The organism is Stenotrophomonas aracearum, assembly GCF_031834615.1.
Taxonomy (GTDB): domain Bacteria; phylum Pseudomonadota; class Gammaproteobacteria; order Xanthomonadales; family Xanthomonadaceae; genus Stenotrophomonas; species Stenotrophomonas aracearum.
Genome location: NZ_CP115543.1, coordinates 1,350,713 through 1,363,097, shown reverse-complemented (window position 1 = coordinate 1,363,097; position 12,385 = coordinate 1,350,713). Strand labels below are relative to the sequence as shown.

The 12,385-nt window shown below is 67.7% G+C and carries 11 protein-coding genes; 6 read left to right on the top strand and 5 right to left on the bottom strand.

Annotation, left to right across the window (positions count from 1 at the left end; genetic code table 11):
* Positions 1-150: 150 nt before the first annotated feature.
* Both PDM28_RS06295 and PDM28_RS06290 read left to right on the top strand, forming a co-directional pair.
* Entirely contained in the window at positions 151-1,086 is a 936-nt protein-coding gene (locus tag PDM28_RS06295) for a LysR substrate-binding domain-containing protein (protein ID WP_311184203.1), read from the top strand.
* An 85-nt stretch (positions 1,087-1,171) separates the two neighbouring features.
* On the top strand, positions 1,172-1,465 hold the full coding sequence (locus PDM28_RS06290; RefSeq protein WP_102946705.1) for a hypothetical protein: 294 nt from the start codon (positions 1,172-1,174) through the stop codon (positions 1,463-1,465).
* A gap of 16 nt (positions 1,466-1,481) precedes the next feature.
* Here PDM28_RS06290 and PDM28_RS06285 read toward each other — a convergent pair whose 3' ends face one another.
* Positions 1,482-1,838, bottom strand: coding sequence for a GFA family protein (locus PDM28_RS06285; RefSeq protein ID WP_102946706.1), 357 nt, complete (start codon positions 1,836-1,838; stop codon positions 1,482-1,484).
* Between the two features lie 105 nt (positions 1,839-1,943).
* On the opposite strand from PDM28_RS06285, the gene PDM28_RS06280 reads away from it, so the two are divergent.
* A complete protein-coding gene (locus PDM28_RS06280; RefSeq protein ID WP_311184202.1) occupies positions 1,944-3,752 on the top strand; it encodes a DUF885 domain-containing protein in 1,809 nt (602 codons plus the stop codon).
* A 411-nt stretch (positions 3,753-4,163) separates the two neighbouring features.
* Here the strand turns inward: PDM28_RS06280 and smrA are convergent, their stop codons facing one another.
* Together smrA and PDM28_RS06270 are read right to left on the bottom strand one after the other, a co-directional pair.
* Positions 4,164-5,999, bottom strand: coding sequence for a multidrug efflux ABC transporter SmrA (gene smrA, locus PDM28_RS06275; RefSeq protein ID WP_311184201.1), 1,836 nt, complete (start codon positions 5,997-5,999; stop codon positions 4,164-4,166).
* A gap of 78 nt (positions 6,000-6,077) precedes the next feature.
* The gene (locus PDM28_RS06270) at positions 6,078-7,628 is read right to left on the bottom strand and encodes a serine hydrolase (RefSeq protein WP_311184200.1); all 1,551 of its coding nucleotides are present in this window, start codon (positions 7,626-7,628) and stop codon (positions 6,078-6,080) included.
* Positions 7,629-7,761: 133 nt separating this feature from the next.
* Here PDM28_RS06270 and PDM28_RS06265 point away from each other — a divergent pair, with 133 nt between their 5' ends.
* From PDM28_RS06265 to PDM28_RS06255, 3 genes are read left to right on the top strand one after another with little or no spacing between them, the layout of a single operon-like run.
* Positions 7,762-8,196, top strand: a complete 435-nt coding sequence (locus PDM28_RS06265) for a VOC family protein (RefSeq protein ID WP_311184199.1) — start codon at positions 7,762-7,764, stop codon at positions 8,194-8,196.
* The gene (locus tag PDM28_RS06260) at positions 8,193-9,011 is read left to right on the top strand and encodes a DUF72 domain-containing protein (RefSeq protein ID WP_311184198.1); all 819 of its coding nucleotides are present in this window, start codon (positions 8,193-8,195) and stop codon (positions 9,009-9,011) included. Before PDM28_RS06265 ends, PDM28_RS06260 begins: the two co-directional genes overlap by 4 nt.
* A 53-nt stretch (positions 9,012-9,064) precedes the next feature.
* Positions 9,065-10,012 carry a DMT family transporter gene (locus PDM28_RS06255; RefSeq protein WP_311184197.1) on the top strand — a complete coding sequence of 316 codons (948 nt, stop codon included), beginning with the start codon at positions 9,065-9,067 and terminating at the stop codon, positions 10,010-10,012.
* On the opposite strand, the gene PDM28_RS06250 is transcribed toward PDM28_RS06255, so the two are convergent.
* On the bottom strand, positions 10,013-11,173 hold the full coding sequence (locus tag PDM28_RS06250; RefSeq protein WP_311184196.1) for an AAA family ATPase: 1,161 nt from the start codon (positions 11,171-11,173) through the stop codon (positions 10,013-10,015).
* A 103-nt stretch (positions 11,174-11,276) separates the two neighbouring features.
* Positions 11,277-12,347, bottom strand: a complete 1,071-nt coding sequence (locus PDM28_RS06245; RefSeq protein WP_311184195.1) for a sensor domain-containing diguanylate cyclase — start codon at positions 12,345-12,347, stop codon at positions 11,277-11,279.
* Positions 12,348-12,385 lie beyond the last annotated feature (38 nt).

Sequence of the window (12,385 nt, the reverse complement as noted above, 5' to 3'; positions counted from 1 at the left end):
CGCTCGAAACAACACCACCAACACACGGCAACACGACGGGCAGCAACATGGCGAAGGCTCCGGGGGAAGAGGTACAGCATCCGCCTGCGCCCCAAACCCCGCAAGCGCGTAGTATCAGTGCCAGCCACAAATCAGATTTGGGTCTTGCCGATGATCCTGCGCCCTGCCCTACTGCCCGCCCTCGGCGTGTTCGCCGTCGCCGCCCGCCACCAGAACTTCGCCCACGCCGCCGAAGAACTGCACCTCACTGCCAGCGCCGTCAGCCACCACGTGCGCCGGCTCGAATCTTTGCTCGGTACCGTCTTGTTCCAGCGCCAGGCGCGCGGCGTCCGCCTCACCGCCGAAGGCCGCCAGCTCGCCGACGCCGCCGCCGCCGCGCTCAGCGACCTCAATGCCGTCGCCGGCAACCTGCACCCCCAGGCCGACATCGTTCCCCTGCGCATCACCACCCTCCGCTCCCTCTCCTACTGCTGGCTGGTACCCCGCCTGCCGCGTTTCACCCGCCAGCACCCGCGCATGCGCATCCAACTGCAGACCAGCAGCGAACTGCTGCGCTTCGACGAGAACGGCCCCGAGCTCGGCATCCGCTACGGCCTTGGCCAATGGCCCGGGCTCACCGCCCACCATCTGATGGACGACGAACTCTGCCCCGTCGCCTCACCCGCGCTGCCCGGCGTCTCCGCCCTGCGCGAGCCCGCCCAGATCGCCAGCCTGCCGCTGGTCAGCGACATGTCACCGCAGGGCTGGCGCGACTGGTTCCGCGCCGCCGGCGTGCGTGGCCTCGACCTGCCCGCCCAGCACACCTTCAGCGACAGCACCGACGCCATGCGCGCCGCCGTCTACGGCATCGGCGCCGTGCTCGCGCGCAAGCACATCGCCCAGCCCTACCTGCAACGTTACGAACTGGTGCGCCTGCCCGGGCCCGCGCTCAAGGCGCGCTACGCCTATTACATCGTGCATCCCGAGCACCGCCCGCTCAGCCCCACCGCTGTTGCGTTCATGGATTGGCTCAAGCGCGAAGCGCAGGACGACCGCACGCCGATACCCGCGTTGCCGGAAGAACTGATGGGAATTGCGCGCGACTGAACAGATGCACCTGAAGCGGCTCGTTCCTCACCTGCCCTTGTCCACCCGCTGGCTAGGCTGGAATTCCCTTCCCAGAGACCTCCCCATGGCCATGCTGCGTATCCGGATCACCGGCACCGAAGACGATGCCCGCGCCATCAGCGACCTGCTGCAGAGCATCGACGGCATCGAGCATGTCGAGGAAACCGATGACCTGATGCCGCACATGGACGACGACGACTCCAGCTCGGCCGGTCTCTCCGATGACATCGGACCGGGTACCCATGAGCTCGAAGTGGAAGTCGGCAACGAGTACACCACCCAGCGCGTACGCGATGCCGTGGAAGTGCTCGCCCGCGAGCTGGACGTGTTCGTCGAGTACGAAGAAGACGAAGGCTGACGGAACCGCGCGGGGCTCAGACCTTGGCCCCGTCGTACTGGGTGATCCTGAGCCCGGCCAGGTCTACCTCCGGCAGGCAGCGCACGTTCACCGCCGCCATCGGCTGGTTGCTGCGCGGGTCGATGCCCTCGCTGAACGGCGCGATGCCGCACGTGGCGCAGAAATGGTGCTCAAGATGGCGCTGGTTGAACTGATAGGTGCTCACCGCCGCCGGGTCCGTGGTCAGGGTCAGCGCCGCGCGCGGACCGAACCAGAGCAGCCCGCCCCGCTTGCGGCACAGCGAGCAGTTGCAGTCCATCGCCTCGGTGATGGGCTCTGCCGCCTCCAACGTGAATGCGATGTTTCCACAGTGACAGCCTCCCTGGTACTGCATGGCACCACCCCGCCGGTCTGGAAAGCGCCATGGTAATCCAATGGCACGGGCGGCACCCCGCCGGGCCGCCTATGCTGGCCGATTGACCACAGCACAGGATCGCCGATGCGCCAGCATCTTCTCGCCCTCGCCCTGATCGCCGCCCTGGGTGGCTGCCAGCAGGCCGACGCCCCCACCGCACCGGCCGCCGGTACCGCCGCCAGCGCTCCGGCCGACGCCGCCGTCGACGCCGCGTTCGCCGACCTGTCCAAGCGCGCCCTGGACACCTGGATGCAGCTGTCCCCGATCAGCGCCACCCAGATCGGCGACCACCGCTACGACAGCGAGATCGACGACCTGAGCGCGGCCGGCCAGCAGAAGATGCTGACCGCCTACAAGGGCCTGCTCGGCGAACTGGACAAGATCGAGGTCAGCAAGCTCGGCCGCGAAAACCAGGTCGACGCCGCGATCCTGCGCAACCAGCTGCAGCAGGAAATCTGGACCGCCGAAGTGCTGCAGTCGTCCAAGTGGGACCCGCAGATCTACAACGGTGCCGCCGGCAGCGCGCTGTACGGCCTGATGGCGCGTGAGTTCGCGCCGCTGCCCGAGCGCCTGAAGTCGGCCACCGCGCGCATGGAAAAGCTGCCGCAGATCTTCGCCCAGGCCCGTGAGAACCTGGACCCGGCGCGCGTGCCGAAGATCCATGCCGAAACCGTGGCCAAGCAGAACCGCGGCATCCTCAGCATCGTCGACACTTTCATCACCCCGCACATCGGCGAACTGCCGGCCGAAGACGGCAAGCGCCTGCAGGCCGCCATCGACGGCCTGAAGAAGGCCGTGGACGCGCAGCAGACCTGGCTGGACAAGACCCTGGTGCCGAACGCCAAGGGCGACTTCCGGATCGGCGCCGAGCTGTACGACCAGAAGCTGAAGTTCGCGCTGAATTCCTCGCTGTCGCGCGCCGAGATCGGCGAGCGCGCGCGTGCCGAACTCAAGCGCGTGCGCCAGGACATGTACGGCATCGCGCAGACGGTGCTGAAGGACAAGCCGGGTGCCCCGGAACTGCCGGCCAACCCGACCGACGCGCAGCAGCAGGCGGCGATCGAAGCCGCGCTGGAACTGGCGTATGCCGACAAGCCGGCACGCGACAAGGTGGTTGAAGACGCCAAGGCCGCGCTGGCCCAGTCCACCGAGTTCGTGCGCACGCACGACCTGATGACCCTGCCCGACGCGCCGGTGGACATCATCCTGATGCCGGAATTCCAGCGTGGCGTGGCCGTGGCCTACTGCGACTCGCCGGGCCCGCTCGACAAGAACCTGAAGACCTTCTACGCGGTGTCGCCGATTCCGGACGACTGGACCGACAAGCAGGTCGACTCGTTCCTGCGCGAATACAACAGCCGCATGATCCACCTGTTGAGCATCCACGAAGGCACCCCGGGCCACTACCTGGAAGGCTGGCATTCGGGCAAGTTCCCGTCGACCCTGCGCGCCGTGCTGCGTTCGGGCCTGTTCGCCGAAGGCTGGGCGGTCTACACCGAGCGGATGATGCAGGAGCAGGGTTACCTGGACAACGACCCGTTGTTCCACCTGGTGCAGCTGAAGTTCTACCTGCGCACCATTTCCAACGCGATCCTGGACCAGGGCGTGCACGTGGACAACTGGACCCGCGAGCAGGCCATGCAGCTGATGACCCACGACGCCTTCCAGCAGGAAAGCGAAGCCTCGGGCAAGTGGGTGCGTGCACAGCTGACGTCCGCACAGCTGCCGACCTACTTCGTCGGTGCGCAGGAACACTTCGACACCCGCAAGGCCGTGCAGGAAAAGCAGGGCGACACGTTCAACCTGAAGGCCTACCACGACCAGATGCTGTCCTACGGCGCCCCGCCGGTGCGCTTCGCCCGCCAGCTGATGCTGGACCAGCCGATCGAGTGATTGGACGGTCCTGTTGAGAAGCGAACGGCCCGGTGAGAACCGGGCCGTTTTTTTTGCGTGCTGCTTGTTGGATCGCGAAAAGCAGCGTCTCACCGCTACGTGCAGGGGCGTGTGCGGTTGGAAAGAGCCGACACGCGTGGCGTGTCACTACGCGGCGACCCACTCCGCGCAGCGGATCCGCATTTCCCGTGGCCACCGGCCCACTGTCAAAGGGTCGACCGGGGTCGGTTTGCGGGGGACTCGGCGCCATGGATGGCGTCCGCGTAGCCCCCATGGATGGGTTTACGGCGACCCCGCAAACCGGCACCGGGCGGCCCAAGCCAGGGACACCGTGCAAACGACGGCTGTTCGCACGAATCCAACAGCAGCCGGGCAGAGCCCGGCTCTACGCCATTCCGTGCAACCGCAGCTTTACGCTTCGTCCGCCGCAACAAACCCGCCGGTCTGCCGCGCCCACAGGCGCGCATACAGGCCACCGGCAGCCACCAGTTCGGCATGCGTGCCGGTTTCCACGATCCGGCCCTGGTCCATCACTACCAGCCGGTCCATGCGCGCGATCGTGCTCAGGCGGTGTGCAATGGCGATCACCGTCTTGCCTGCCATCAGCTCGTCCAGGTTCTCCTGGATCGCCGCTTCCACTTCCGAATCCAGTGCCGAGGTTGCCTCATCCAGCACCAGGATCGGCGCATCCTTCAGCAGCACCCGCGCGATCGCGATGCGCTGCCGCTGACCACCCGAAAGTTTTACCCCGCGCTCGCCTACATGCGCGTCGTACCCCTGCCGGCCTTCGCCGTCGCGCAGCGTCTCGATGAAACTGGCAGCACGCGCCTTCGCAACGGCCGCGTGCAGCTGCTCCTCCGTCGCATCCGGCCGGCCGTACAACAGGTTGTCGCGGATCGACCGATGCAGCAGCGACGTGTCCTGCGTCACCACCCCGATCTGCCGGCGCAGGCTTTCCTGCGTCACCGCGGCAATGTCCTGCCCGTCGATGCGGATCTGCCCGCTTTCCAGGTCGTACAGCCGCAGCAGCACGTTCACCAGCGTCGACTTGCCCGCGCCCGACGGACCCACCAGCCCGATCTTCTCGCCCGGCTTCACCACCAGGTCCAGCCCCGCGATCACCCCGCCCTTCTTGCCGTAGTGGAAGTGGATGTCGTCGAACTGCACCCCGCCCTCGCCCACCACCAGCGGCACCGCGTCCACGCGGTCCTGCACGCTCAGCGGCTGCGAGATCGTCGTGATCCCGTCCTGCACCGTCCCGATGTCCTCGAAAATCCCGTTGATCGTCCACATGATCCAGCCCGACATGTTGTGGATGCGGATCACCAGCCCCGTCGCCAGCGTGATCGACCCCACCGTGATGTTGCCGTGGCTCCACAGCCATAGCGCCAACCCGCAGGTCCCCGCGATCAGGAACCCGTTCACGATCGAAATGGTCAGGTCCAGGCTCGTCGTGATCCGCGTCTGCCGGCGATGCTTCACCGCCAGCTCCTCGATCGCCTCCGCCACGTACGCCTGTTCGCGCCCGCCATGCGCGAACAGCTTCAACGTCGGAATGTTCGTGTAGCCGTCCACGATCCGGCCCATCGCCTTCGAACGCGCTTCCGACGCGATCCACGCCCGCTGCTTCGCGCGCGGCACGAAGTACACCATGATCGCCACGTACGCCCCCAGCCACAGCACCAGCGGAATCATCAGCCGCCAGTCCGCCTGCGCGAACAGGTACAGCGCCGTGCCCGTGTAGACCACGATGTACCACAGCGAATCCACCATCTGCACCGCCGACTCGCGCAGCGACGTCCCCGTCTGCATCACCCGGTTGGCCATGCTGCCCGCAAAGTCGTTCTGGAAGAACGACAGGCTCTGCCGCACCACGTAGTTGTGCATCAACCAGCGCGAACGGTTACTCAGGCCCGGCACGATCGCCTGGTTCACCAGCAGGTTGTGCAGCCCCACCAGCACCGGCCGCGCGACCAGCGTGATCGCCGCCATCCACAGCAGCGTATCGGCATGCCGCGCGAAGAAGCCCGCGTCCGGCTGCTCGCTGACCATGTCCACGATGCGGCCCAGGAAATCGAACATGGCCACTTCCACCAGCGCCAGCAGCAACCCCGCGATCAGCGTCGCCAGCAGCACCGGCCAGACCGGGCGCAGGTAGTGGATGTAGAACGGCAGCACCCGGCGCGGCGGCATGCGCGCGTCGGTCGGCGGAAACACCGGAATCAGCGACTCGAACCAGCGGAACATTCCCTTTCCCGAAAAGCAGACAGGCCGCGATTATCCCACCGCGGCCTGCCGTTTGTTTTCACCCGCGCAACACGCCGTTCATTTCGCGGCGTCGGTACGCACCGGGGTCAACACCAGGTCCTGGAAATCGAAACTGAAGTCTGTCAACGACGACACCGGCTGCATGCGCACCTCGCGCACCTTGCCGTCCGGATCCAGGCTGAAGTTCACGAACGCGTCCGCGTTGAGCGAACGGTCGTCCCAGCGCACGATGAACGTATCGTGCTGCCAGTGCTCCATCGTCCCCACCAGCTGCGCCGTCTTGCCGAAGCGCAGGCGCAGCGCCTTGCCGCGCGGCTCCACGAACACCTCGCCATACCACGGGTCCCGATAGGTGCCGGCATACCCACCCAGCGCCAGCGACGGCGTCGACTTCGGGTCGCGGGCGGCCTGGTGCGCCGCCCAGCCTTCGTCGGCCTTGTCCTGCGCCTTGGCCACCGCCGCCGCGTATGCCGCCACCCAGTCGGTGTCCGGCGCACCAAAGTACGCGTCCAGCACCGCCATGGTCACCGCATTGAACGCCGCGCCCACTTCCTGGTTGGTCAGCACCACCACGCCCAGGTTCTTCTCCGGCACCAGGGTCACCCGCGACACCATGCCCGGCCAGCCGCCGGTATGCCAGACCAGCTTCTGCCCCCGGTAGTCGCTCAGGCTCCAGCCTTCGCCGTATCCCGCGAAATTCGGGCGCGCCGCCGCCAGCTGCGGCACGCTGGGCTCCGGCACCACCTGCGGCGTGATCATCTGCCACATCGCCTGCTGGGTCTTCGGGCTGAACAGCGGCTTCCCGTTTTCCAGCTTGCCCTGGGCCAGCTGCACCTGCATCCAGCGCGCCATGTCGTGCACGCTGGAGTAGATACCGCCGGCACCGGCGTTGTTCGACCAGGTCAGCGGCGCCACCGTGCGCAGCTCGGTGAAATCGAATTTGGCGTGCCCGGTCGCGGCCTTGTCGCCCTTCTGCAGGTGGTCCGCATTGAAGCGGGTGCCGGTCATGCCGACCGGGGTGAAGATGTGCTGCTGCAGGAAGTCGGCATAGGACTGGCCCGACACCTTTTCGATCACCTGCTGCGCCACCGCGTACAGGATGTTGTCGTAGGCGTAGCGGTCACGGAAGCCGGCTTTCAGCGGCACCTTGCCCAGCCGCTCCACCACCTCGGCATTGCTGTAGGTGGTGGTCGGCCAGAACAGCAGGTCGCCCGCCCCCAGGCTCAGCCCGCTGCGGTGCGCGAGCAGGTCGCGGATGCGCATCTCGCCGGTCACGTAGGGGTCGGACATGCGGAACGACGGCAGGTGGTCGATCACCCGGTCGTCCATCTTCAGCTTGCCCTGCTCGGCCAGCAGGTTCAGCGAGGTCGCGGTGAACGCCTTGGTGTTGGAGGCGATCGCGAACAGCGTGTCGGCTTCGATCGGATCCGGCTGGCCCAGCGTGCGCACGCCGTAGCCGCGCTCCAGCACCACCTGGCCGTCCTTGACCACCGCCACCGCGATGCCAGGCACGTCGAACTGGCTGCGCACGCGCTCCACGGTGGCGTCCAGCCGCTGCAGTTCGGTCGGCACGGCCGCCGACGCCAGGGGTGCGCATGCCAGCAGCACGAGGCCTCCGATCCAGGATGTGTTCAAACAGTGTCTCCGGTTGCGTGTTGCAGGGACGTCGAGGTTTCGCACGATGGTAACGCGGGCGGTCGCAGGCTCGCCTGTGCCAGAAGCCGTCCACCCGAAGTCCCCGATGACCACGCCCCCCGATGCCGGTTCCACCATCATTCCCTGCCTGCGCTACCGCGACGCCCACGCGGCCATCGCGTGGCTGGAGAAGGCGTTCGGATTCACCGCACAGGCCGTGTATGCCGAAGGCGATATCGTCTACCACGCCCAGCTGGTGTACGGCCGCGGCATGATCATGCTTGGCTCGGTCGACAACGGCGGCGAATGGGGCAAGTGGGTGGTCCAGCCCGACGAGATCGGCCACCGCGAAACCCAGAGCGCCTGCGTGATCGTGACCGACGCCGATGCCCACCACGAACGCGCGGTCGCCGCCGGGGCCGAGGTCGTGATCCCCATCGCCAGCCAGGACTACGGCGGCCGTGGCTATGCCTGCCGCGACCTGGAAGGCCACCTGTGGTGGTTCGGCAGCTACGATCCGTGGAAGGAAGCCAGCGTTTGAAGAAGCAGGCGCCCGGGCCGATCCGCACCGGTATCGGCGGCTGGGTGTTCCCGGCCTGGCGCGGCGGCACCTTCTACCCGGCCGGCCTGCCGCAACGCGACGAACTGGCGCATGCCAGCCGGCAGCTGGGCTGCATCGAGATCAACAGCACCTTCTACCGCGCGCAGAAGCCGGCAGTGTACGCGCAATGGCGCGAGCAGACGCCGCCGGGGTTTCGGTTCTCGGCCAAGGCGCCGCGCACGATCACCCAACGCCACGACCTGGCCGAGGCCGGCGCGCGTGCGGAAGGCTTCATCGAAGGCATCAGCACACTGCAGGACCGGCTGGGCCCGCTGGTCTGGCAATTCGCCGACCGCCATCCGGCCGGCGCGCAGGAGTTCGACCGCTTTCTCGATGCCCTGCCGAAGCAGACGGATGGTCGCCCCTTGCAGCATGCGCTGGAGGTGCGAAATCCGGATGCGTGGACCCCGGAGCTGGTCGCGGTGGCGCGCGCGCACAACGCCGCGCTGGTGTTCAGCGGGTCGAAAGAGCACCCGAGCTTTGCCGACCCTACCGCGGACTTCATCTACGCGCGGCTGATGCAGTCGCGCGCCAACCTGCGCGCCGGGTATCCGCAACGCACGCTGGAGCAGTGGTGCCTGCGCGCGATGCGCTGGGCGCGTGGCGGGGACAATCCGGACCTGCCGCACGTGCTGCCCGCCGCAAAAGCGGAGGCGCCACGGGAGGTGTATGTGCTGTTCATTGGCGCGGCCAAGCAGCGCAACCCGGGGGCGGCGGTGGCGTTGCGCGCGCAGTTGGAAGGTGTGGGCGGGTAGATCCACGCCCTGCGTGGATGGCGCGGTCCGGGCCATTCGCGGACAATGGTCGGATGCCGATGACCGACACCCGCAAAGCCCTGCTGCAAATCCACTTCTGCGTGCTGCTGTGGGGCATCACTGCCATCCTCGGCAAGCTGATCACCCTGCCCGCGTTGCCGCTGGTGTGGTGGCGCATGCTGCTGGTGGTGGCGATGCTGGCGCTGCTGCCGCGCGTGTGGCGCGGACTGCGCCAGCTCTCCCCTGCCCTGTTCGCCGGCTACTGCGGGGTGGGCGCGCTGGTCGCGCTGCACTGGCTCACCTTCTATGGCGCGGTGAAGCTGGCCAACGCTTCCGTGGCCGCGACCTGCATCGCGCTGGCCCCGGTATTCACCGCAGTGATCGAACCGTGGGTGGCCAAGCGCCCGTTCCAGCTGCGCGAACTGGCGTTCGGCATCGCGGTGCTGCCGGGGGTCGGCATGGTGGTCGGCGGCGTGCCCGATGGCATGCGCCTGGGCGTGCTGGTGGGGGCGATGTCGGCGCTGCTGGTGGCGATCTTCGGCTCGCTCAACAAGCGCCTGGTCAGCCATGCCGACCCGCTCACCGTGACCGCGGTGGAGCTGGGCGCCGGCACCGTGACCCTGACCCTGCTCGCCCCGCTGCTGCCGTTCCTGCTGCCAGCGCTCGCCAGCCCGCTGTGGGTGGTGCCGAACCTGCACGACAGCCTGCTGCTTATGATTCTGGCCGGGGTGTGCACGCTGCTGCCGTTCGCGCTGGCGCTGGTCGCGCTGCGCCACCTGAGTGCCTACACCGTTCAGCTGGTGACCAACCTGGAGCCGGTGTACGCGATCCTGCTGGCGATGGTGCTGCTGAGCGAACAGCGTGAACTCACCCCGCTGTTCTACGCCGGGGTGGCGATCATCGTCGGCGCGGTGTTCCTGCACCCGCTGTTGAACCGTCGCAAGCCGGTGCAGCACCCGGAAATCCTGGGCACCGCCGAGGCGCGCAACATCGCCGACTGATCAGCGCTCGGGCCAATACCAGGCCGGCGCGTCGAGCAGCCCCTGCCCGACCAGGGTGGTGCGGCTCATCTGTTTTTCCAGCGCGATCGGGTTGCACAAGGGCGACTCGCGCAGCGCCGCCACCAGCCGCGTGGCGTGCGACACCACCCACAGCTGGCTGCGCGCGGTGGCCGCGATGATCAATCGACCCAGTGCCGGCAGCAGGTCCGGGTGCAGGCTGGTTTCCGGTTCGTTGAGCACCATCAGCGGCGGGGGTCGCGGCGTGTGCAGCGCCGCGATCAGGAGCAGGTAACGCAGGGTCCCGTCGGACAGCTCAGCGGCCGACAACGGCCGCAGCAGCCCGTGCTGATGGAATTTCAGGTGCAGCCGGCCTTCGCTGCACTCAATGCGCACCTGCGCACCGGGAAAGGCATCTTCCACCGCATCCGCAAGGCCCTGCTCATCGCCCACTTCGACAATGGTCTGCCAGGCCGCCGCCAGGTCGCGTCCGTCCTGCGCCAGCACCGGCGTGCGCGTGGCCAGTGGCGACTGCCGCGCGGGTGCGTCGGTGTCGGTACGGAAGTGATCGTAGAAGCGCCAGGCGCGGATCATCTCGCGCAGGGTCAGCACCTCTGGCATGCGCTGCGGGTCGGCCAGCTGCGAGAACACGCTGTCGAACACCGACAACCGGTCATCCACCGTTTCCCAGTGCCGGCCATTGCGTCGCCGCACCAGCGGTCCGCGCCGTTCCACCAGCACCGTACTGCCGCGCAGGAACGGGCCTGCCCAGATGCTTTCGCATTTGATCTGCGGATCAAGCGCGAACGCCGAATTGCTGGGGACCGGAAAGCCCAGGTCGATCGCATAGCCGAAGGCGTCGGCGGCGAATCCCAGCCGCAGCGCCACCGGTTCGCTGCGCGCGGCGCCTTGCACCGGCACCTCGCCCTGCCGCATGGCCCGGCTGGTCTGTGCCGGGCCGGCCCACAGCGCGGAGCCCAGGCCGCCTTCGCGGGCCAGCGCCGCCGCGACGCCGCCCTGGGCGGTGTCGGCCAGCAGGCGCAGCGCGCGGTACAGGCTCGACTTGCCGCTGCCGTTGTCGCCGGTCACCAGGTTCAGCCGCCCCATCGGCACGACCAGGTCGTGCAGGGAGCGATAGCGGGAAATGGCCAGGGTCTGGAGCATGCGCGGGGTCCGAACGGGAACTACGAACACGCAGGATGCCTCTCCCGCGTCGCAGTGGGTGCGAACGGGTCGAACACGTCACGAAGCCGGGTAGGACCCGGCGTTACGGAGCGGTTTCCACCCGGTTGCGGCCGTTGCCTTTTGCCTTGTACAGCGCCGCATCGGCCCGCGCCACCGTCTGGTCGACGGTATCGCCGGCACGGTGCGCGGCCACGCCGATGCTGACCGTCACCGGGAACCCCAGCGGCAGGTCGGCCACCGCCATGCGCAGGAAATCGCACTGCAGTTCGGCGGTGCGCAGTTCGGTGTCGGGCATCAGCACCACGAACTCCTCGCCGCCATAGCGCGCGGCCAGGCCGCGCCCGGAAAACTGCGCGCGCAGCAGCACGCCCAGCTCGGCCAGCACCCGGTCGCCGGTGGCGTGGCCGTTGAAGTCGTTGATGTGCTTGAAGTGGTCGATATCCACCAACGCCACGGCGGTCTGCCGCGGCTGGCCGTCCGCGTCCTGCACCGAGGCCTCCAGCGCCACCGACATCGCACGGCGGTTGGGCAGGCCGGTGAGCACGTCGGTGCGGCTCTGTTCGGCCAGGTCTGCGTTCTGCGCCAGCAGCACCTCGTGGTATTCGGCCAGCAGCTTCTCGTAGTCGTCGCGTTCGAGCATGTGGGCCTGGATGTCCAGCGCGAAGCGACGCAGTTCCATCACCAGCATCACCTGCCGCGACAACGCGGCCAGCGCCTCGGTCTGCTGGTGGTCGAGCCGGTGCGGCTGCGGGTCGAACACGCACAGCGTACCCAACGGCATTCCGTCCGTAGTGATCAGCGGCGCGCCTGCGTAGAAGCGCACCTTCGGGTCGCCGGTCACGATCGGGTTGTCGTGGAAACGCACGTCCCGCTGCGCGTCTTCCACCACCATCACCTCGGACGGATGCAGGATCGCATGGCCGCACATCGATTCGGACCGCGGCAGTTCCTGCGCGTCGGTGCCCTGGATCGACTTGAACCATTGCCGTTCGGCGTCGATCAGGGTCACCGCTGCCATCGAGGCGCCACACACCGCCTTGGCGATGGTGACCAGGTCGTCGAAGGACTTTTCCCTCTCCGAATCGAGGATGTTGTAACGGTACAGCGCCGCCAGGCGGATCGCCTCGTTGGCGGGCTTCTCGGGCTTGATCATGCAGTGGTCGCATCCGGGAGCTGGGCACAGCTTAGCCC